The organism is Streptomyces sp. URMC 124, from assembly GCF_051386455.1.
GTDB lineage: Bacteria > Actinomycetota > Actinomycetes > Streptomycetales > Streptomycetaceae > Streptomyces.
Map to the genome: position 1 here is coordinate 1 of NZ_JBPQTS010000137.1, position 20506 is coordinate 20506.

Genomic DNA, 20506 nt, shown 5'->3' on the forward strand with positions numbered 1-20506 from the left:
CGCCGGACTGGAGGTGGCCACGCGGCCGGCGGGCGCGGAGGCGGGACGGAAACCGAGGCCGTCCGCGGCGTCCCCCGGGGCCGGGAAGTCCTCCAGATAGGGCAGGTTGAGGTGGAGCGGCGGCCCGGCGTACGCGGGGGCGACGGGATCGACGGGCTTTCCCGCGTCGGGGCCCAGTCCGGTCAGCGTGCCCTCCAGGGCCCCGCTGCCGGTGCGCCGCTCCCGGAAGCTGCCGGCGGCGACGAGGACGCAGGGGTTGAGCACGGCCTCGGTCAGGGTGCTGAAGACGACCGGCTCCTCGTCGCCCACCGGCCGCGTGGCCACCTCCAGTCCGGCGGGGACGACGACCGGTTCGGGCGGCGGTGCCGCGAGCCGGAAGACGACCTCGGTCTGCGCGGGCGACGGCTGGTACGGCTGGACGCCCAGCATGCTCAGGACCTGCAGGCGGCGCTGGTCGGGGGCCAGGTTGATCCGGTCGCGCAGGGCCACGAGCATGTCGGTGCACGTCTCGATGAGGCCCCGGCCGGGGTCCGTGCGGTCCTGCCCGCTCCACACGCCGGCCTTGCGGCGGATGGCGTCGGCGGCGGTGGCCACGGCGGCGGCGACGAGCTGGTCGCGGGTGCGCCCGTCGTACTCGGGTGTCGGCAGACTCATCCCTGCTGCGGCCTCTCGTCAGGGGTGGCGGGGGCGGACGCGGCAGGCCCGGCGCCCTCGGAGCGCCGCGCCTCCCGGCGGGCGCCCTGGTCGCTGATGACCGCGACCTTGAACGGCAGGTGCGCGGGGCAGTGCGCGCGCACCAGGCGGGTGAGCCGGTGTTCGAGGGCCGGGCGGTCCTCGTCGCGCCCCGCGGTGAGGGTGACGGTGAGCATGCGGCCCGCCCGAGGAGGCCGGTCGCCGTCGGTGAAGACGCCGCCCGGATCGTCGACGACGAGGCGGTCCCAGCCGTGGAGCTCTTTCGCCTCCAGCAGCAGTCCGTACGGGGTGCCGCGGTGTGCCGCCAGCCGGGGCGCCAGGTCGACGGCCTTGCGGCGCTGGTTCTCGCTCCACCCGGGCTCGACCCGGGCGCCGGTGATGCGGATCAGCCAGTCCAGGAAGGCGGGAGGCGCGCGCCACGGGTCGAGGACCGCGTCAAGGCTCTCGATCCGCTCCTCCGTCGGGGCCAGGGCCTCGCCGATCGCGGCGGCGAAGGCTTCCACGACCGTGTCGCCGGAGTAGACGGACGGCAGGGCGAGGGGCCGTGCGGCGAGGCGTTCGGGATGCGGATCCATGACGGGCGTCCTCTCCGGTAGGCCGGCGACCGGCGCCGGACCTGTGGTCAGTCCTCGGGGCGGGCGACGGTGATGTCCACGCCGTCGAGCAGGACGAGGCCGCCGTCGGAGACCTCCACGGACGTCACGGCCCGGCCCCCGCCGTCGCCGTCGCCGTCCACGCCCTCGTGGACCGGGGGCAGGGTCAGGCCGACGGCGAGTGTGCCGCGGAGCTCCGGGAGCGGTTCCAGCGCGGTGAAAACGTCGCCCGCGTGGACGCGGCGGCCCCACGGCCAGCCCCGCCCGTCCGGCCCCCCGGCCGTGGGGTGGAAGAAGCGGCGCAGAGCCCGTTCGGCGGCCTGCCGGGCCCGCGCCTCGTCCTCCTCCGTGCTGCTCCAGGGCCGGACCGTGGCGGTGACGCCGAAGGAGTGGTAGCGGGGAGGGCCCGCGCCGAGGCGCTCGCCGAGCAGCCGTGAGGCGTCGACGACGGACTTCACCCGCGTGAGGACGTCCGGCGGGATGTCGAACTCCCCGGCGGCCGGCTTTCGTTCGGGGTCGGTGTCCGTGCGGGGCACGAGGAGGACGTGCAGGAGGGCGTCCTCGGGGCGCCAGAGGGCGGGTTCGGTCCGCGTCCCCTTCATGAAGAAGAAGACGCCGTTGACGACGGCCACCGCGTCCGGGGTGTCCTGGCACTGCGGGGAGAGCCCGGGGAACGCCTCCGAGATGCGCGACGTCACGCCCCTGCTCTCCGGCCTGGGCAGGAACCCCCGGCCGCCGGGGACGACGGTGTAGGCCCGGTGATAGAAGATCTCGCCCTTGAAGAAGAACAGTTCGTAGGCGTCGGACGTCTCCGGGTCGGACGTCTCGGGGTCGGACGTCTCGGGGCCGGCCAGCACGGCCACCTCGTCGAGGTCGGCGCAGAAGGCGTCCGGCAGGCCGGGGAACTCCTCCCGGATCTCGCGCGGCCCGCTCCCGCCGTCCCACAGGCAGTGGCGCCCGTAGAACCAGAGCCTCGGGTGCTGTTCCACCGGGAGCACCGGCGGCTGTTCACCGACGCGGATGACGGCATTCAGGCACTTGGCCCGCCGGACCTCGTCGGGCACGTCGTCGGGCACGTCCTCGGCCATATCGTCGGGCTCGCCGCTGGGGGTGGGCGCGCTCGTGCCGCCGCCATCCGTGTCCGGCATCCCCAGCGGCAGCGAGCGGGCTGTGATGGTGCCGTTGTCGTCGTAGTAGTGCACCGCCCTGCTCGGGTTCCGGGCGGCGACGGCGCAGGCCAGCACCTCGGCCGGGCGTTCCGGTACACCGAACGCCTTCGGGACGCGGGAGTCGGTGGGCCGCGTCATCGCCGTCACCCGCACCCGGGCCAGGCCGTCGACGTGCTCCTCGATCAGCTGCTCGTGGTCGGCCGCGGTGACCGCGCGCCGCAGCGGGGCCAGGCCGAGCCCGGCCCGCTCCAGTGCCTGCTGCCAGTCCTCCGCGTCCTGTGCGGGCGCGAGCACGGTGCGGACGGCGACGGTCAGCCCGGCCGGTGACGCGACGGTGAGAGGCGTACCGGCGGGGACACCGCCCTTGCCGCCCCGGTAGGCGGTGTAGGCGGCGCTGATCGTGGCTCCGGGCGGTGGCACGGCCCCGTGCTGCACGCTGCCGCTCTCCGCCGGGACCAGCGGCCCGAAGACGACTTCGCACGCGGCGTCGTCCCACCAGTGGGCCGGGGTGTCCGGTCCGGCCTCGGCGAACGTCGCCACGGACGTCCATTCCACGCGCTCCACGCGGACGGTGACCGGCGGCCCGAACGGCGGGTCCGTGACGGGTGCCCCGGGCCTCCAGGGGCGCTGCGACGTGGCGAATCGTCCGCCCGGGGCGCCGTCGGCGACACCCAGCATCTCGTGGTACGCGACGGGCTGTTCGACGGCCTCCACGCACCCGGAGGGCTGCCCGTCCGCGAGGGTCAGCGGAGCGGTGGTGAGCAGGACGACGGCGTCCTCGCCGTCGCCGGTCCGGGCCTGCGTGCCCGCCGGGATCACGAGGGAGGGAAGAGCGCCGCCGCGGGAGAACGCGACGACGACGCGGGCGGGAGAGGCGGGCAGCGGCGTGATTCCCATCAGCCGGAGCAGGGCGGATCGCTGCCGGCCCGTCATCCGGTCGAGGCGGTAGGAGAGCTGGTCGGCGCGCTCGGCGCAGGCTTCGATCAGGGTGATGCCGGGGTCGGACACGTTGTGGTCGGTCCACTCCGGTACGCGTTCGGGCAGGGCGCGCTTGGCGGCGTCGACGAGCGGCTGGAAGCGCAGGTCGTCGAGGTCGGGGACGGGAACCCCCGACGGATCCGCCGGATCCGCCGGATGCACCGGGTCCGCCGGGTCCGCGGGGTCCGCCGGGGTGGGCAGGGACATGGGCATGGGTCACTCATCCGGGGATTCGCCGGGCAGGGTGTAGAAGGGGAAGACGAGGTTGCGGGGTTCGTTGGTGGCCCGCAGGTGGTAGCGGACGTCGATGTAGAGCACGCCGGTGTCCTCGGAGTCCGTGCTGAAGAGGAGGTCGTCGACCTCGATGCGCGGCTCCCACCGGTCCAGGGCGCCGCGCACCTCCACGTCGGCGCGGGCGACGGTGGTGGCGTCGAGCGAGTCGAAGACGAGCCGGTGGATGCCGCAGCCGAATTCCGGGCGCATGGGCCGCTCGCCGGGCGCGGTCGACAGGATGATGCGGACGGCCTGCTCCACGTCGTCGCTGCCGCGCGCGAGGCCGACCCGGCCCGTGCCGGTGATGACGGCGGGGAAGGCCCACCCCGCGCCGATGATGTCCACGGTCCGTCCTCTCCTGGAAGGTCCACCGGCCCCCACCGGCACCGTCGGCCCCCACCCTGTTCAGGGGCCACGGGGGCCGACGGGGGCGTCAGTTGATGTCCACGGTGTCGCCCGTGATGGTCGTGCTCTTGCCGTTGAGCGTGAGCGCTCCCTCGCTCTCGACGGTGACGGTGGCGCCTTCCAGCCGCAGCGCTCCCCCGCCGCTGCCGGCCGCCTTGACGGTGACGGTGCCGGCCGTGACGACCACGCTGCCCGCCTCTCCCGCGTCGATGGTGAGGGTGCCGTCGCCGCGCCCGTCGAGCGAGACGCGTACGGTCTTCTCGCCCTCCCCCGCCGCGAAAGCGATCGTGGTGTCCTTCCGGTCGAGGTGGGTGGTGAGCTTGCCGTCGCCGGTCAGGAGCCGGACGCCCTGGGGCCCGTCGGTGGTGCTGAGCAGTTCGAGGCGGTCCCCGGTGCGGGAGGCCAGCGACCGGCGGTTGGCGCGACCGGTGCCGGCGTCCACGAGCGGCAGGCCGTGGTCGGTGGGTGCGTCGACGCCGTTGTAGAGGCCGCCGATGACGTACGGGCGGTCCAGGCGCCCGTGTTCGAAGCCGACGAGGACCTCGTCCCCGGCCTCCGGCGCGAACACGCCCCCGCCGCCGGTGCCGCCCCACTGGACGGTACGGACCCAGTCGGTCACGTAGTCCTGGGAGAGCCACGGCAGGCGCAGCCGTACGGCACCGCGCTGCCCCTGCCCCGGCTCCTTGGTGTCGGTCACCACGCCCACCGCGACCCCGAGCCCGCACAGGGGCGGCGGGTAGGGCACGACGGGCGGGGGCAGCGGGCCGACCCGGACGTGGGTGCGGTAGCCCTGTTCGCCGTCGAAGGCGTGACGGCAGGCGGTGACCGTGTACTTGCCGGTGAAGGGCTCGCCCACCCCGGCCAGCGCGATGGGCACCCCGGCCCGCAGCTCCGGGGTGCCCGCGGCCTCGGCCGAGAGCTGCGCCATCGCGGCGGCCGCCTCCTCCGCCACCCCGCGGGCAGCGACGTCCACCTGCTGCGCGGCGGTGTGGGGGCGGCCGCTGACGAGCAGCCCCGGCGGCGCGCCGCCGAACGCGCCGCCGAGCTGCGCGGGAGTGACGCCCAGGCTCAGCCGTTCGCTGCGTCCCGCGCTCGCCGTGGCCGACAGCGCCGCCTTGGTCCCGGGGTCCCAGCCGCGGACTTCCACGTCGGCGACCTGCCCCTCGGAGGACACGGCGGCCCGCAGCGCCAGCAGGTTCACCCCGTACTGGAGGACGTACGGGCTGCGGTCCGCTCCCGTCGTGGGTGCGGGGGCGCCGCTCGCGGCCGCGGGGCGGGTCATGTGCACGCTGCCGCCCTCCACCGACAGGCGCAGTCCACGCTGGTCGGCCAGGTGGGTGAGCAGCTCCCAGTCGGTCAGGTTCGGCTGGGCGAGGTGCTCGATCCGGGTGCGTTCCGCCTCGATGGTGCCGGTCTTCAGGCCGTGCCGGCCCGCGGCCGCCCGCACGACCTCGGCGACGGTCGTGTCGACGTAGGCCGCCACGCGCCGCCCCCGCATCAGCCGGTGTCCCCGGTCCATGGCCCCCACGGTCGTGAAGGTGCCGTCGCTGTCCACCTCGGTCTCCAGCGCGGTGACCTCCCCGTCGAAGATCCCGGCGCGGGCGCGGCGGCGAGCGGCGGCCACGGACACCGTCAGCGGCGAACCGACCTTGATGCCGGCCGCCGCCAGGAGACGGTTGCCCGGGTCCCGGAAGCGCAGGCGGGCCCGGGCCGGTGCGCCCACGGCGGTGTCGACCACGGCCTCCACGAGCCGGTCGGCCCACAGCTCCTGCAGGACGGAACCGAAGGCGACCACCGGCTCCGCCGCGTACGTCCGCTGCGTCACGCGGGGCCTCCCGCGGCGCGCTCCCCCGCGGCCCGGCGCTCGTTCCGGTACGCGGCCCGCTCCTCCAGGACCGGCAGCACGAGCAGGGTGCCCGGCGCCACCCGGGAGGGATCGTCGACGGCATTGGCCCGGGCGATGGCCCGCCAGCGGGTGGCGTCGCCGTACGCCTGCCAGGCCAGCCCGGGGAGGGTGTCGCCCGCGACCACCAGGTGCGTGGCCACCGGCCCGTCCGCGCCGGACGTCGGGTTCTGCCGCGGGGCCGAACCCCCCACCTCCTCCAGGGAGACGTTGCAGGAGGCGCGCAGCGGCACGCCGTCGTGCCCGAAGCGCGTGTACGTCGCGTCGACCTGCGTCACCAGCGCCAGGAACGCCGTCGTCCGCGAACGGCCCCACTCCAGCCGCACCCACGGCGCCGAGGCCGGCTTGGCCGTGGTGCTCGCGGAGGTGGGGGCGCAGCAGTCGAGCAGCTTCTCGACCTGGTCCTGCACGCTGGAGCGGAAGTCCCCCGCGTCGAGGAACACCTCCAGCGACATCGTCCGCGGCTGCGCACCCACGAACTGCGCCTGGGCGGCCTCCCCGTTGGACGGCGACCTGCTGCGGTCCCAGCGGGCCTGCTTGCCCACCTGGACGCGGTCCGGGTTGAAGTGCAGCCGGACGCGCCCGCGTTCGGGGCCGGGCGTGTTGCCGGTGCCCGTCGGCGGGTCGTAGATCACGAGGGCGGCCCGTACGGGGGCGCCTCCCAGCAGCTCGGACAGCATGCGGTCCTCTCGGAGGGACGGGGCGGAATCGACGGGGACGCGACGGGGAATCGCCGCGGAACCGACGTGGCGACGCGGAACCGACAGGGGCTCGCTCAGACCGTGATCCCGAGGAAGCCGTTGTGCGTGATCTCCAAGGTCTCCCGGGCCGGCTGCGACTGATCCGTGTCGAACGTCGGCCCGCTCCAGCGCACCGGCAGCACGCCGTCCAGCAGCCACCGCACGATCGGCTGCCGGTCCGGGCCGAGCGCGACGAGCTGCCCCGGCAGCCGCACCGGCTCACGGACCTGCTGCTGCAGCCAGGCCCAGATGAGGACCGTCTGCTGGGACAGCGGCCGGGTGAGCACGACGTTCGTGTAGCGCAAGCGGGTCGGCAGGTGCCAGACGTGCCCGTTCAGCCCGCCCTCGACGCGCTCCTCGACGTCCATCGCAGCGCCCAGGCCGTCACAGGAGGTGAACGAGCCCAGCGCGTGGAGGCCGATGGAGAGCTGGAAGTGGGAACTGACGGCGAACGGCTGGTCCAGCATGTGCGGGGTCTCCGTCGGGTCGGGGGCGGGGGCGGTGGCCGTGGCGGTGGGTCGCTATCGGGGATCGGCGGATCCCCAGGGGTAGGGAGCGGGCTGGTCGTACGCCGGTGAACGCGACCGCCGGGCGCGTGGCGACGCCTCCAGGGCGGGGAGTACGGCCTCGGCCAGGAGGTCCGCGTGGGCGCGGGCGACTTCACGGGCGATCTCGCGGGTGGCCGGAACAGCCGGAGCGGGTGCGGCCTTGCCGGCCAGGGGCGCGGTTGCGGGGGCGGTCGTGAACGGTGGGGCGAAGTGCCCGCTTTCCGGTGACGTCGCGACGAGCGGCGGTGCGGTCGGCGGAGAGGATGCGAGAGGCAGAGCGGTAGGGGGTACTTCCCTCAGGGGGCGGCCGATGCCCAGCCGCCGCCGCGAGGCGGGTCCGGGTGGACGACCGTCCCCGGCGGGCCGGCCGGGGGCCTCGGCAGCACGCCCGGGAGCGTCTTCGAGGGGCACCCAGGCGTACCCCCTGAGAGGGACGGGCCCGTCTGCCTCGCTACGGGCAGCGGACGCCGGGCGGGTGCCGCCCGCACCGCGGTGCGGGCCGGGTACGGCGTGCTGCGGCCCGGAACGGGCAGGGAGAGCAGTGCCGGTGCCGTTACCGAGGGGCGAAGCGGTGGCGCCCGGCGCCGACGCCTCGTCAGGCCCCGGACCGGGGGCGGTAGCGGGGCCGAGCCGTGCAGAGGGGCCGGGGGCCGCTGCCGGGGCGACACCGGAGGGGAAGGGGAAGCCCGGAGCAGAAGCGGTCTTCTCCGCCTCGGGAGGGCTCCACGGGAGCGGAACGCTCCCGGCCCCGGCCCCCGCGTCCCACCCGAAGCGGGGTTCCGGCCCGCCGGGGCCACCGAAGCCGACAGCAGCCCCTGCACCGAGCCCACCGCCGCCGACACCCGTACCGGTACCTGCAGCGGACCCTGCGGACCCTGCGCCGGGTTTCTCCCGGGGCGCGGCCCCGAGACCGTCCGCAGTGGCACGAGGGGGACCGCCCAACCCCGGTCCGGTGCCGTGTGCCGGGGAGCCGGACGGTGCACCCGCGCCCTCCCCGTTGCCGGGACCGGATCCGGCCCCGGGAACAGGTCCTGCCGGTGAAACGAATGCTGCCCCGGCGGGTCCCCCGGCCCCATTGTCACGACCGACACCGACACCGACGTGGGTGCCGACACCGGCATGGGTGCCGGGCACAAGCCCGGCACCCGGCCCCGTGCTCAGGCTGCTGAGGCCCCCGGCCTCCGGCCCGCGGCCGCCCGCTGCAACGGGCCCCATCGGCGCCCCGATCGATGCTCCGGCCCTGTCTCCGCGGGGAGCAGCCCCCGCTCCCGTCCGCCGCACCTCGAAGCCCTCTCCGGATCCCGTCGCGGTGACGGGGCCTGGTCCGGAGCGGGGTAAGGGCAGCGGCCCCGGAGGCCCCGGGTCGGGTCGGGGGCCGTTACGGGCAGAGGCCGCTCCGGCATCACGTCTGCTGCCGGGAAGCGGCCCCGCGGGGAGCGTGCCGACTCCGTCGCGGGCTCGCCGGTGGAGCTCAAAAGCCCGTGCAGCGCCTCCCGCGACTGCCCGCGCCGCGGTGCCGCGGCGGCTGCTCCTGACTCGCCGTGCCGAACCGGCGGCCCCTTTCCGTACCGCGAAGGCGGCATGGGCAGCAGCTCGTAATCCACCTCCGTCGTCGGACGGGTCCGCCGTAGCCGCACCCCGGCCGTCTCCGCCGCCCTCGCCCCGCAGCCGAACCGGCGCGGAGGCGGCCCCGGCACCGGCCGGCACAGGTGTCACCGGCGTATCCGGCCCCCTCACCCGGTCGCCCAAAGCACCCACCGCCGACCTCAGCGCACCAAGGCCGCCACGCCACCCCGCCCGGGGTGAGGTCTTGGCAAGGGCCTCCGGAGCGGCTTCGGCAGAGCGGGCCGCACCGGCCGGGAACTCGTCTGCCGCTCCGTCAGGGAGCGACGGAACGGCGGCCACCGGTACGTACGGCAAAGCCGGCGCGGCCGGCCCCCCGCCCCCGCCCGTGTCCGTCCGCGGCAAGGCCGCGAGCGGCCCCCGTGCCGCCACCCCGGACAGCGGGACCGCGCGCGGCAGCAGACGGCCGGCCGTGGTGACGGCCGGGGCCGGGCGCCACGCCGCAAGGTGTTCCCGGAAGGCGGCGTGCCCGCCGGCCTCCAGGGTCGGCAGCCGCACCAGCCCGACCGGTGCCACCGTCCGCCACGCCCCGAGGGGACGCTCGCGGACAGCAGTCGCGGACGCGACGACCGGAGCCTGGTCCGCGGCGGCTTCCTCACCCACGCGGCGGTCTCCGGCCCGGCGGCGCCACCGCCCCGTCGTCTTCACCGCACCCCCCGCCCCTCGGCGAGCGCGGTGTTGATCCCGGCGATCTCGCGCACCCAGGCGCGCCGCTCCTCGTGCGTGAGGGAGAGGAGGTCCGCGTACCCCCAGTGGAAGTGGTAGGCGATGTACGCCACCTCTTCCCGGAGTCGCTGCGTCGGGTGCGTCATGCTTCCCCCAGGCGATCACCGGCCGCCGCGGCCGGCACGGCGAAGCTGGTGCCGCAGGACGGGCAGGCGACGGCGCCGTGGCCGGAGTCGAGGCCGTTAATGCGCCGGTAGAAGTCCTGGAGGTAGGCGAGGTCCGTGGCGAAGAGGCCCTCCACGACGCCCGCGTGGATGTCGGTCACCGTGCCGAGGCGGGTGACGACGAGGCTGAGGAGGACGACCCCGAGGTAGGCGGGGTTCTCCCGGACGCGCTGGTCGATCAGGGGGGACAGTTCGTCCCGGGCGGTGGCGAGCCGCATGGCGCCGCGGCGGTGGACGGTGCCTGCGGCGTCCACGTAGCCGTGGGGCAGTTCGAAGTCGAACACGGTGCGCAGCGGGGATCCGTCGTCGTGCGATCCGGTCTGGGGCATGGCGGTGCGGTTCCTCCATCGGGCGTGCATCGGGCGTGCGGCCGCGGGGCCGTCGGTCCCGGCCCCCGCCCGGGGAGGAGGGCGGGAGCCGGGATGTCGTTCAGCCGTTGAGCCGTTCAGCCGCTGTCGCGGCGGTGCGTTCGGCGTGTTGCGGTCGTCGTCACTCGACGGTCTGGTCGAGCAGCAGGCTCACCGCGGTCCTGGCCACCCACACCCGCACCGAGAACACTCCGGGCTTGTCGCCGGCGGTCAGGACGGGCGACTCGACGAAGCCGTCGGGCCCGCTCTTCACCTTGGCGGTGTCCTTCCCGCCCGGGAAGGAGGCCACGTTCTCACCACGGATCTTGAAGGTGACCTCGGCGCCCTCGACGGGGTTGCCGTTCTTGTCCTCGACGACGACCGTCATCGGCTCGTCGAAGGACTTGCCCGCGGGGACGGTCTGCCCCGCCCCCGACACGTAGCGGACGTGGTCCGCGACGCCGCGCTCCGGCGTGACGACGAGCCGGGAGAACGAGGCCACGGCATCGGCTTCCGTCCAGCGGGCGGTGACGACGCAAGGGCCTTCCTTGAGCGCCTTGAGCAGGGAGCTCGTCGCCACACCGAGCTCTGGGCCGGTGGTGCCGGTGTAACGGATCTCGATCGGCTTGCCGTTCTCGAAGACGGCCGAGCCGGCCTGCACCGAGAACTCGATCCGCTGCCTGGCCACCGGCGTCCCGTCCAGGAGCGTCGCCTTGACGACGAGCGGCTCGGGGAAGCGCTGACCCACCTCGGCCGTCTGGTGGTCGCCGGACTGCACGGCGAGCCGGTGCCGGGAGACGCGCTGCAGGGCGTTCTCGCCGGGCAGGGCCACCCACAGGTCGCCCTCCCCGGCCAGGGCGAGGCCCGAGGGGCGGGACCGGGCGCCGGTGGCGATGACCGATGCCGTGCCCTCCCCCGGCAGGACGTAGCCGATCGCGTCCCCCGTGGCACTGGCGAACCAGAGCGTGCCGTCGCCCGACACGAGGAGCCGGTGGGCCGGGGAGGGAATGTCGATCTGTGTGAACCGGCGGTCGTCGACGGCGTAGCGGTAGAGCCGGTTTCCTGCCGTGGCCACCCACAGGACGTCTCCCGCGGCGCTGATCGCCAGGTCCTGTGCCTCGGCACCCACGCTGATGGGCTGGGAGAACCTGCCCGTCACCATGTCGTAGGCGACCAGGGCCTGGCTGTCGGGGGAGCTGAGCCACAGCCGCGTCGGGTCCTGCTCCGCAACGGCGATCCCGTACAGGGCGGCGGAGTAGACCTGGGAGGTCTCGACGGCTCCCCCTGGTTCCAGGAAGGCGAGGAGGTGCCGGTCGGCGAGCGGGGCGACCAACTGGGTGGCGCCGTTCTCGTCCTGAGCGAGCGCCAGGGCCCGGCACCGGGAGCTGCCGCTCACGGACCGGACCTGGTAATTGCCGTCCTGGTCGCAGCGGACGAAGGCGGATTCGCCCTCCCCCGCGACGTACGACCACACGCCGTGGCCGGGCCAGGAGAGGAGGGCGTCCGCCCGGCCCGCCACGCCCGTGGCCGGGGGGAAGAGGGTGTTGCTGTGGCTGCGGGGATCGAAGTAGCCGATGCCCCCTTCGCCCGTCACGAACCACAGAAGGTGGTCTTCGACGTTCCATGCCAGGTCGGTGGCGGGGCCTTGCAGGGGAAACTTGTCGCTGTCGCTCACGGGTGTCACGGGCGTCGTGGATGCCGCGGATGTTGTGGATGTCGCGGACGTCAGGTCGGACGGCATGCTGCTGCTCCCTCCGGGGAAAGAAGTGGACCGGACAGGCGGGCCGGTCGATGCCCGCCTGCCGCGGGGAAGGCGTTATGCCGGCCTGATGTGGAGCGTCGTGGTGGCGTGCGGCTCGGTGTTGCCGAGGCCGATGCTCAGGAGCGCGTCCTCCTCGATGTCCCCGGCGTACACGGGGGGCAGGCAGACGCGGCCGCGCTGGTCGGTCAGGATCACCCGCTCGCGGGTGTTGTCGTCGAAGGTCGCGCCTTCCGCCTCGACGCGGCAGGTGAGCGGGATGCCCGGGATCGGCCGGCCGTCGGCCACGTACTCGGCGACCAGCGGGGCGTCCGCGTGCTCCTTGGCGTGCAGCACGGTCCGGGTGTGGGACACCACCTGGGTCCGGCCGAGGCGGGAGGGCGCCCCCATCGCTGCGATCGCGGTGGGATACCTGCCGATGGTCTTCCTGTCGGGGTTCGTGTACCAGACGTTGCCGTCGCTGCCGACGCAGATCCCCTTGGCCCTGCCGCCCTGGGGAAGCAGGATGGTGCTGCCCTCCTCCTCCATCTGGCCGTCGAAGACGTGGATCCCCGCGCTGGAGGCGACCCAGACCTCTCCGTTCGGGGCGAAGGCCAGCTGCTGCGGGACGGCGCTGAGGTTCCGCTCCTTCCAGCGGAGGGTGTTCAGGTTGTACCGGAGCACCTGGTTCGGGTTGGTGGCGGTCACCCAGACCGCCTCCGTGTCGACCTTCACGTAGAACGGCTTCTGTGACGGCCCGCCGGGCAGCGCGATGTGTTCCCAGGTGCTCTGCCTGGGCGCGCGCTTGTACAGACCGTTCTGGGTACGGGACGGGTTGCTGTTCGTCTGACCGGTGACCCAGTACGTGTGGGTCTTCCCGTCCGTGTCGGTGCTGACGGCCACGTCCCAGAGCCACGTGTTGTGCTCGACGTGCATCTTCTCGACCTGGCCGGCGCCGGACGGGGTGACCGGCAGGACGCCCACGTACTTGTGCACGGGTTCGGCGAACAGCAGGCTGTACTCGTACGTCGGGGTGCCCGAGCCGCCCACCTTCGTGGTTTCGAGCGCGATGCTCTCCGCCTTGGCGTCGTCCTCCAGCGGATAGAACGTGATGGGGTAGCCGGCCGAGGTCAGCATCGCCGCGATCGGGTCCTCCTGCTGCGGGGGCGCCGGCGCGGCGAACCACACCTTGGCGCCGCCGAGCGGATCCTTCATGATCCCCGCGGAGAGCCGCGGCATGTGGGAATGGTTCGCGTAGCTCAGCTCGCTCGGCCGCTGCGGATTGACGCGGACGACGCATCCGCTGCCCGTCGTTCCCGTGTTGCTCGTGGTGACCCAGAGTTTGCCGGCGTTGCCGACGCACACCGAGTGCGGTGCATATGCGCTGGCCCCGAGTGAGTACTCCATAATGTCATCCGCCACAGCGTTCTCCGTCCGGTTCTTCGGGGTGAATGCGTGAACTCATCAAGGGGATGCGCAGGGCAGAGCCACGGCTGTTGCAGGTGTGCCGACGAGGCTGCCGGATGTCGATGACCCACGCGGGCGACTCAGACCGGTCGAGATTATGCCGTCAGCACTGACCCTGCATCCGAGCGAACCAGCCACCGGAGAAGGGAAGTTATGCCTTCCGGACAGCGTGGCGAACGCCCGGCGGCCCGCTGCACGTTCCACCTGCAAATGGAGACATCCGACATACCGAGTTCCGCATCCGGCACCCGTTCTTCCTCTCACCGGGCCGCCGTCAAGAGCCCCGCCACCCGGACGACGAGCGGCGGTGCGACGTGGCCAGATTTATCTGAAGAATGCTTTCATGCCTAAAAATCTGGCCTGATGACGTGAAACAACCCGCCGGGCTGTTGCTCATCCCCTCACCCCTTCACCCTTCACCCCCTCACTTCGTCACGGTGCCCGTCAGGGGTTTCACCGACCCGGTCGACCGCAGCCTTGGCGAGGACCGCGGAGGTGCCGACGACGGTGCCGGCCGGGCCCGCGGCCCCCGCTGCGGCGAGGACGGTCCGTTCGCCGAGGAACGCGTACGTGCTCCGGTCGAAGACCCACTGCGTCTGCCGCCCGTGCGCCGTGCGGGCGACGGCGATGCCCTGGCGTCCCGCGGCGTCGACGGCCGAGGGGACCACGGTGACCCCGGGGAGCTTCGCGGCGGCCTTGTAGAGCGCGGCGCTGACCTGCGGCGGCGCCCAGGTCTCGGCCAGCAGGTCGCCGATCGCGGCGAACGCCCGCTGGTCCGGGTCCGAGGCCGGGGACGGGGAGGAGCCCGGGGACGGGGAGGAGCCCGGGCCTCGGTCTTGCCCGCGAGTCTCCTCCCGGATCAGTTTCAACAGGGCGTCGGGGTCGGTGGGCAGGGAAGCGACGTACTGGTGGGTCGGGTTACTGATCGACGGCCCCTTGCCCAGGGTGGTCGGGCGGGGCACCGCCCCCGGGCCGTCGAGGGCGTAGACGGGTGTGTCGTCGGCGTCCCCGAGCGGCGCGTCGGGCCGGCCGGCCTCGCGCAGCAGGCCGGGTCGGCTGCCGTCGGCCGACAGCCACACCTGCCGCGTGCGCGCGGGAGCCATGGTCGCGGGCCCTCCCCCGGCACTCTGCGCGGCGTAGGCGACCTTGCTCTCGACGTACACGAACTGATCGGCGCGGACCGTGGGGTGCTTCGCTCCGGCGGCGGCGAGGGCGATGCGGTCGAGGAGTCGTGCCGCTTCGGGCGCGCGGGCGGCGTTGTCGTCACCCGGAACGGCGGGGGCACCGTGCCCGGGCGTGTCCGTAAGGTTCACCGCTACGACGCCGCCGACCGCCAGCGCGCAGGCGACCGCCGGGGCCATGACCCGGACGACCAGGCGCCGGGGCGGACGCCGACGCGAGGCCCGGCGGGCCAGGCCGGCACGCGGTGCGTCGGCACCGGCCTCGCGCAGCAGTGCTTCCTTCAGCCGTAGGGCGCGGTCGGGGTCCAGGCCGGGGACCGGCGGCGGGGGCAGCAGGCCGGTGAGGCCGAGGCGGTCGGACTCGTCGGACCCGTGGAGCGGACGGCGCCGCGGGGTGGTGTTCATCCGTGGTTCTCCTGGGTCAGGGGCGGCCGGGCCACGGGGATGCGGGCGGCCGGTGCAGGCTTGTCGGACCGGGGCTCGTCGAGCGGCGGTTTGCCGGTTGCCGTGCCCGGTGGCAGCCCGGCGGGAGCGGCCGCGCAGGCCTCCTCGCCGGACGTCGCGCCCCGCCGTCCGGCTCGGGCCCGCGCGGCGCGCGAGCGCGCGGCGCCCCGGGCTTCGGCGTCGGCGAGTTCGCGCAGCCGGGTGCGGGCGCGGGACAGCCGCGACCGGACGGTGCCGACAGGCACGCCGAGCGCCTCGGCCGCGGCCGCGTAGTCCAGGCCGGCCCACACCACGAGGGTGAAGACCTCCCGGTCGCGGCGGCGCAGGCGGGCGAGCGCGGCGTGGGCGGCGCGCAGTTGCTCGGCGTCCGCGAGGTGCGTGACGAGGTCGTCGGCGAAGTCGGGAATCGAGCCGCGTTCCGGGACGCGGGCGAGCGCGATGTCGCGGCGGCGGCGTGCGCGGGCGTTGCGGCGCATGATGTTGGTGGCGATCCCCAGGAGCCAGGGGCGCAGGCTGTCCCCGTCGGGGCGTACGCCCTCCCGGCCGCGCCACGCCTCCAGGAAGGTCGCCGAGACGACGTCCTCGGCCTCCGCCCAGTCGCCCGTCACCCGCAGGGCGTAGCGGTACAGCACTTGGGCGTGCGCGTCGTACAGCTCCGCCAAGGCGTCGCGGTCGCCGCGGCGGAAGCGGTTCCTCATCAGTGATTCCACGTTCTGCTCTGCCACGGCAGGCGCGCGGGTTCCGGTGACGTGCGCCACAAGGCCCGCACGGGCCCCTCGCAGCCCACCGCCGATGTGATGCAGGCCACAGGAACCCGGGCGCCCTGCGGTGCAGTGCAGATCATGAACACTTCTTCCGTACCCCGCCGGAGCGTCCTCCGGGCCCTGACCGTCGCCGTCGCCCTGGCCGGCTGCGCGGCACCCGTCTGGGACGCGATGGCCCCGGGCGCCGCGGCCTTCGCCGCAGCGCCGGAGACGTACAGTCTCACGATCCGTCACCTCGACCGCGCCGGCAGCTCGACCGGGTCCTTCGACACCACCGTCACGGGCATCTCGGGCCCGGGCGCCGGCGAGTCCGTCCATCCGCACGACGCTTCCGGCACGACCACCGTGCGCCTGCCCAAGGGGCGCTACCTGCTGGACAGCTACCTGACCACCGGCAAGGCCGCCGACGGCACGGACTGGATCGTCCGGCCGCGCCTCGATCTCGACCGCAACACCACCGTCACCGTCGACGCGCGGACCACGGCCCCCGTCGACGTACGGCCGCCCGACCGCTCCGCGGCGTTCCTGCACGGCATGATGGTCACCGAGGTCAAGCACGGCGGCGCCACCCGCCTCGTCAACCGGATGGTCTCCGCGCCGAACCTGCGCGTCGCCCACCTGGGCCCGGACGCCGAACCCGGCTCGGTGAAGCAGTGGTACGACGCGTACTGGTCGGCCAAGTCCGGTGACTACGCGCTCGGTTACGTCTCCACCGGGTCCCGCGCCCTGACCGGGCTCACCCGGCACCCCTCCGCGAAGGACCTCGCCACCCTGCAGGTCCGCGGTGGTGACCGGCCGGGCACCGACGGGTCCGCGACCGTCGAGCTGCAGCCGAGCGCCGGACCGGCCGTCGGCCTCGCCGCACGCCTGACGGTCCCCGGCACCGCCACGTACTTCGTGACGCCCGAACGCGGCACGTGGGACGTCACCTACTGGTCCCCCACGGCGCCCGGTGCGCCGGCGAAGCGCTACAGCGCCGACGGCATCCCCGTACGCGCCGGGAGCACGACCGTCCGCACCTTCGACGGCGCCGCCTCCGGCCCCGCCCCCACCCGGGCCGTCACGGAGACCCACGGCACGCGGTGACCCACAGCGATGCCGGGGTCGTTGTCAGTGGGTCTTGGCAGATCGGCGCACGACCGGTCACGTGGAAGACCTGCTGGACCCCGGCAACGACTGGAGCCGGAGGTTGCCCGCCTCGCAGCACCCGCAACCGCGCCTGGAGCGGGGCCGATGGGGTCCGGTACTACCGTGACCACCCGGTGACGGGGCGGGAAAGCGCACTAGACCCTGCCTCCTTGACCGTCCATGGGCTGGGCTGACTGCGGGTGGTCCACGGTCGTGCCGTCCGGATTCCGCCCGAAGGCGGCCTCCAGAACGGCGGGAAGGTCCGCATCGGGGATCGAGGTGCGAATCTCGGCCAGGACATGAGGAAAGGCGTCATCGTCGATGACGCCCATGTGTTCCTGACGGAGCTGGTAGATGATCTCGACGAGTTCGGGCCTCAGCCGCATCCAGGCACGGGAGGTGCGGATCTCTTCCTCGACCTGGTCCATGAACCAGCGCATGACCTCGTACGGGACGTCCACGTGTCCCTCGCGCGGGTCGAAGCACACCGTCGGCTCCCGTGCCGGATCCTCGTCGGGGACGATGGCGGGTTTCCCCATGCTGTCACGCTGGTCGGGGAGGCCACTCGTCAGGCCGGAAGGGACGCTTCCACCATGACCGAGGCCGCCAACCGGGCCGGTGCCGACGCCTCCTCGCTGCCCGGCTCGGCGCTGAACACGTGCACCACCAGCCCCGTCTCACCCGGCGCCGCCGGGACGTGCAGCGTCTCGAAGTCCAAGGTGAGCAGGCCGGCCACGGGATGGCGCAGCCGCTTGCGGCCCGCCGCGCACATCACGACCTCGCCGGTGGACCAGATCCGCCGGAAGTCGGCGCTGTGCGCGGACAGTTCGCCGATGAGGGCGGCGAGTTGCGCATCGCCGGGGGTAGCGCCCCGCAGCGACCCGCAGCTGACCGACGGCCCAGGGCGTTCCAGGCCACCACGTCCATGCGGTGGTTCGTCACGAACGCCGGGAAGCCGTCCAGGGAATCCAGGACCCGCTGCAGGAGGGGGCTGACCTCGGCCTCCGGCGCGGGGTCGCGCCGTGCACCGGCGAGCGTGTCCAAGTGCTTGCGCTCCGCCGCGTCGAGGCCCAGCGCCCCCGCGAGCGCGTCGAGCACCTCCGCGGACGGCTGGGTGGCGCGGCCCTGCTCCAGGCGTACGTAGTAGTCCACGCTGATGCCGGCGAGCCGGGCCGGCTCCTCGCGCCGCAGCCCGCCCACCCGCCGCCGCGGGCCGCCCGCGAGCCCGACCTGCTCCGGCGCGACCCGCCCCCTGCGGGCGCGCAGAAAGCCGCCGAGCGCCCGCTGGGCGGCGCCGGCCACCCCGCCCCCCGCTCGCTCACCACCTCCCTGGCCGCCTTCGCGGCCGAGCATCTGCGTACGGCAGGACACGAGGTGCGGGTGTCGGACCTCTGCGCGATGAAGTGGAAGGCCACCGTCGACGCGGACGGCTTCCCGGACGACGGCGGCGGGCAGCGGCTCCACGTGATGGCCGCCTCCGAGCGGGCCACGCCGGCGGGCCGGCCGACCGCCGACGTGGCGGCCGAGCAGGAGCAGGTGCGCTGGTCGGACGCGGTGATCCTGCGGTTCCCGCTGTGGTGGTTCTCCATGCCCCCGTTCGCGATATACGACGCGAACGATCTGCCGGAGGAGCGTTTCGAGGCGGCAAAGCGCGCTTACGCACGCCGCCTCGACACCCTCTTCGCGGCCGCCCCGGTCCCCTACCGAACGCTCACCGGCGGCGACTACGACATGCGCCTCCTCCCGAACGTGGAGCGCCCGGGCACCACCGGCCTCGACCTCCACGTCTCACCCGGCAGCTGCCAAGAATCCGCGCCCGCCCCGCACGCCTTGCACGCGCCGCGCGTCTCGCCGGTAGTGTCTGCGTCGTGAAGTGATGACACCCCCGGCGCACCGATGCGCGTAACGCTGTTCGAGCCTCGCCGCTCCGGCGTCGGCCCGGTGCGCCCGCAGCCGCTCGTCATCCCCCTCTCGCGCTTCTCACGATCGGATTCCTCATGACCGACGACGATCTCTTCCTCAAGCACGTCGCGGACCGGCTCGCGGCTCTGAGCGCTGTGCGTGCCGTTACGCTCGGTGGCTCGCGGGCGCAAGGTACTCATACGGCTGAGAGTGACTGGGATCTGGCCGTGTATTACCGGGGTGGCTTCGAGCCGGCGGAGTTGCGGGCCGTCGGGTGGGAAGGGGAGGTCTCCGAGGTCGGGGCGTGGGGTGGGGGTGTGTTCAATGGCGGGGCTTGGCTGACGGTCGACGGGCGGCGCGTCGACGTGCACTACCGGGATCTCGACGTCGTCGAGCACGAGCTCGCCGAGGCCCGGCAGGGGCGCTTCCGCTGGGAACCGCTGATGTTCCACCTCGCCGGCATCCCCAGCTACCTGGTGGTCGCCGAACTCGCCGTCAACCGGGTCCTGCGCGGCACCTTGCCCCGCCCCGACTACCCGCAGGCCCTGCGCGAGGCGGCCCCGCCGGTGTGGCGGGAGCGGGCGGCGCTGACGCTCGGCTACGCCCAGGGCGCGTACGCCCCGCGCGGTCAGGCCGCCGAGGTCGCGGGAGCGCTGGCCACGGCCGCCCTGCAGGCCGGGCACGCGGTGCTGGCGGCGCGCGGCGAGTGGGTCACCAACGAGAAGCGGCTCCTGCAGCGGGCCGGCCTGCGGGGCGTCGACGCGATTGTGGCCGGGCTCCGGCCGGAGCCCGCCGTCCTGGACCGGGCGATCACCGAGGCCGGGAGGCTCTTCGAGCAGCCCTTCTCGTAAAACGACGGCCTGCGCCTCAGATGCGGTCGGCGGCGATGAGGAGGTAGTGGAAGCTGCCCTCCTTGTACGCGGTCAGGAAGGGGTCCTCGACGCCCGTGGCGAGGGAGGACCGGGCCCGCAGCTCCCAGTACGGGATGGTCGCGGCCGTGAGGTCGACGACGTTGATGGGCACGAGGCCGTTGGCGGCCATGGCCTTGAAGTAGGCGCTGCGGGGGTGGATGTTGCACGTGTAGTGCTCGTCGATGCGGCTGACGGCCTTGGAGCGCAGGCCCGTGACGTCGTTGGAGCAGCCCGTGATGGTGACGTAGCGGCCGCCGTAGGCCAGCTGGCGGGCGTGCTCGGCGAAGAGCTCGAACAGGTCCACGTACATGGTGGACTCGTTGTTCCAGATGCCCTGGAAGGCGCCGGTGGGCAGGCCGGTGTCCAGCATGTTGGCGAAGTGGTAGCGGACCTTGTCGTCCACGCCGCGCTTGCGCGCCTGGTCGTTGGCGAAGTCGACCTGCTTCTGGGAGATGGACACGCCGTCGGCCCGGCAGCCGAAGCGGGCGTTGGCCATGATGCTGGTGCCTCCGCGGCCGCAGCCGGCGTCGAGGACGCGCTGGTCGGGGGCGATGGGTCCCAGGTGGTCGAGGAGGACGTCGGCCTGGGCCGACTCCAGGCGGTGCAGTTCCGCGATGATGCGCTCGTCCCGGGTCTCCTGCGGGCCCTCCAGGACGGAGGGGTCGTAGTCGCCGAGCCCGTAGTGGTGGTGGTAGAGGCCGTCGACGTCGCCCAGGCGCAGGTTGACGGGGTCCTCCTCCTTGTTCCAGTACTCCGCTACGGACTTCTGGTACGCCGTGCGCAGGACGCCGACGGAGGGGGTGGGGGCG

Annotated in this window: 17 protein-coding genes and 2 pseudogenes; 3 read left to right on the forward strand and 16 right to left on the reverse strand. The window is 74.0% G+C overall.

The features are described 5' to 3' along the window. The 13 genes and pseudogenes from ACSNOG_RS24710 to ACSNOG_RS24770 all read right to left on the reverse strand — a co-directional run. A pseudogene (locus ACSNOG_RS24710) lies at window positions 1–654 on the reverse strand (hypothetical protein); the annotation flags it as partial. Then, window positions 651–1268: a phage tail protein gene (locus ACSNOG_RS24715; RefSeq protein WP_436754907.1), complete on the reverse strand. Its 618-nt coding sequence runs from the start codon at window positions 1266–1268 to the stop codon at window positions 651–653. The pseudogene ACSNOG_RS24710 and the gene ACSNOG_RS24715, both read right to left, overlap by 4 nt. Window positions 1269–1315: 47 nt before the next feature. Beyond that, window positions 1316–3646, reverse strand: coding sequence for a hypothetical protein (locus ACSNOG_RS24720; RefSeq protein ID WP_436754908.1), 2331 nt, complete (start codon window positions 3644–3646; stop codon window positions 1316–1318). A gap of 3 nt (window positions 3647–3649) precedes the next feature. Continuing rightward, entirely contained in the window at window positions 3650–4051 is a 402-nt protein-coding gene (locus ACSNOG_RS24725; protein ID WP_436754909.1) for a GPW/gp25 family protein, read from the reverse strand. A gap of 88 nt (window positions 4052–4139) precedes the next feature. Then, window positions 4140–5936, reverse strand: a complete 1797-nt coding sequence (locus ACSNOG_RS24730; RefSeq protein WP_436754910.1) for a VgrG-related protein — start codon at window positions 5934–5936, stop codon at window positions 4140–4142. Continuing rightward, complete coding sequence (locus ACSNOG_RS24735; protein ID WP_436754911.1) at window positions 5933–6694, reverse strand: CIS tube protein; 762 nt, start codon at window positions 6692–6694, stop codon at window positions 5933–5935. The genes ACSNOG_RS24730 and ACSNOG_RS24735 overlap by 4 nt, the downstream gene beginning before the upstream one ends. A 95-nt stretch (window positions 6695–6789) precedes the next feature. Further along, window positions 6790–7221 (reverse strand): phage tail protein, encoded by a 432-nt coding sequence (locus ACSNOG_RS24740; protein WP_436754912.1) that lies wholly within the window; start codon window positions 7219–7221, stop codon window positions 6790–6792. Window positions 7222–9569: 2348 nt separating this feature from the next. Continuing rightward, window positions 9570–9737 (reverse strand): DUF6760 family protein, encoded by a 168-nt coding sequence (locus ACSNOG_RS24745; protein ID WP_436754913.1) that lies wholly within the window; start codon window positions 9735–9737, stop codon window positions 9570–9572. Further along, entirely contained in the window at window positions 9734–10144 is a 411-nt protein-coding gene (locus tag ACSNOG_RS24750) for a hypothetical protein (protein WP_436754914.1), read from the reverse strand. The genes ACSNOG_RS24745 and ACSNOG_RS24750 overlap by 4 nt, the downstream gene beginning before the upstream one ends. Before the next feature lie 160 nt (window positions 10145–10304). Then, on the reverse strand, window positions 10305–11837 hold the full coding sequence (locus ACSNOG_RS24755) for a hypothetical protein (RefSeq protein WP_436754915.1): 1533 nt from the start codon (window positions 11835–11837) through the stop codon (window positions 10305–10307). A gap of 141 nt (window positions 11838–11978) precedes the next feature. After that, a complete protein-coding gene (locus tag ACSNOG_RS24760) occupies window positions 11979–13322 on the reverse strand; it encodes a Vgb family protein (RefSeq protein WP_436754916.1) in 1344 nt (447 codons plus the stop codon). A gap of 461 nt (window positions 13323–13783) precedes the next feature. Further along, window positions 13784–14953 (reverse strand): CU044_5270 family protein, encoded by a 1170-nt coding sequence (locus ACSNOG_RS24765; protein ID WP_436754917.1) that lies wholly within the window; start codon window positions 14951–14953, stop codon window positions 13784–13786. After that, window positions 14950–15690, reverse strand: coding sequence for an RNA polymerase sigma factor (locus ACSNOG_RS24770; protein WP_436754918.1), 741 nt, complete (start codon window positions 15688–15690; stop codon window positions 14950–14952). The genes ACSNOG_RS24765 and ACSNOG_RS24770 overlap by 4 nt, the downstream gene beginning before the upstream one ends. A 144-nt stretch (window positions 15691–15834) precedes the next feature. Here ACSNOG_RS24770 and ACSNOG_RS24775 point away from each other — a divergent pair, with 144 nt between their 5' ends. Then, window positions 15835–16842 (forward strand): hypothetical protein, encoded by a 1008-nt coding sequence (locus ACSNOG_RS24775; protein WP_436754919.1) that lies wholly within the window; start codon window positions 15835–15837, stop codon window positions 16840–16842. A 197-nt stretch (window positions 16843–17039) separates the two neighbouring features. Here the strand turns inward: ACSNOG_RS24775 and ACSNOG_RS24780 are convergent, their stop codons facing one another. After that, window positions 17040–17423 (reverse strand): hypothetical protein, encoded by a 384-nt coding sequence (locus ACSNOG_RS24780; protein ID WP_436754920.1) that lies wholly within the window; start codon window positions 17421–17423, stop codon window positions 17040–17042. Between the two features lie 29 nt (window positions 17424–17452). Continuing rightward, window positions 17453–18237, reverse strand: a pseudogene (locus ACSNOG_RS24785) (helix-turn-helix transcriptional regulator). On the opposite strand from ACSNOG_RS24785, the gene ACSNOG_RS24790 reads away from it, so the two are divergent. Together ACSNOG_RS24790 and ACSNOG_RS24795 are read left to right on the forward strand one after the other, a co-directional pair. After that, window positions 18238–18756 carry an NAD(P)H-dependent oxidoreductase gene (locus ACSNOG_RS24790; protein ID WP_436754922.1) on the forward strand — a complete coding sequence of 173 codons (519 nt, stop codon included), beginning with the start codon at window positions 18238–18240 and terminating at the stop codon, window positions 18754–18756. 125 nt (window positions 18757–18881) lie between these two features. Then, window positions 18882–19637: a nucleotidyltransferase domain-containing protein gene (locus ACSNOG_RS24795; RefSeq protein WP_436754921.1), complete on the forward strand. Its 756-nt coding sequence runs from the start codon at window positions 18882–18884 to the stop codon at window positions 19635–19637. Between the two features lie 16 nt (window positions 19638–19653). Here the strand turns inward: ACSNOG_RS24795 and ACSNOG_RS24800 are convergent, their stop codons facing one another. Further along, entirely contained in the window at window positions 19654–20481 is an 828-nt protein-coding gene (locus ACSNOG_RS24800; protein WP_436754923.1) for a geranyl diphosphate 2-C-methyltransferase, read from the reverse strand. Window positions 20482–20506: the final 25 nt, after the last annotated feature.

Excerpts from the sequence above, each read along its gene's own strand:
- ACSNOG_RS24715 (WP_436754907.1), bottom strand. The coding sequence starts at position 1,268 with ATGGATCCGCATCCCGAACGCCTCGCCGCACGGCCCCTCGCCCTGCCG.
- ACSNOG_RS24720 (WP_436754908.1), bottom strand. The coding sequence starts at position 3,646 with ATGCCCATGTCCCTGCCCACCCCGGCGGACCCCGCGGACCCGGCGGAC.
- ACSNOG_RS24735 (WP_436754911.1), bottom strand. The coding sequence starts at position 6,694 with ATGCTGTCCGAGCTGCTGGGAGGCGCCCCCGTACGGGCCGCCCTCGTG.
- ACSNOG_RS24740 (WP_436754912.1), bottom strand. The coding sequence starts at position 7,221 with ATGCTGGACCAGCCGTTCGCCGTCAGTTCCCACTTCCAGCTCTCCATC.
- ACSNOG_RS24745 (WP_436754913.1), bottom strand. The coding sequence starts at position 9,737 with ATGACGCACCCGACGCAGCGACTCCGGGAAGAGGTGGCGTACATCGCC.
- ACSNOG_RS24750 (WP_436754914.1), bottom strand. The coding sequence starts at position 10,144 with ATGCCCCAGACCGGATCGCACGACGACGGATCCCCGCTGCGCACCGTG.
- ACSNOG_RS24765 (WP_436754917.1), bottom strand. The coding sequence starts at position 14,953 with ATGAACACCACCCCGCGGCGCCGTCCGCTCCACGGGTCCGACGAGTCC.
- ACSNOG_RS24770 (WP_436754918.1), bottom strand. The coding sequence starts at position 15,690 with ATGAGGAACCGCTTCCGCCGCGGCGACCGCGACGCCTTGGCGGAGCTG.
- ACSNOG_RS24775 (WP_436754919.1), top strand. The coding sequence starts at position 15,835 with ATGAACACTTCTTCCGTACCCCGCCGGAGCGTCCTCCGGGCCCTGACC.
- ACSNOG_RS24780 (WP_436754920.1), bottom strand. The coding sequence starts at position 17,423 with ATGGGGAAACCCGCCATCGTCCCCGACGAGGATCCGGCACGGGAGCCG.
- ACSNOG_RS24795 (WP_436754921.1), top strand. The coding sequence starts at position 18,882 with ATGACCGACGACGATCTCTTCCTCAAGCACGTCGCGGACCGGCTCGCG.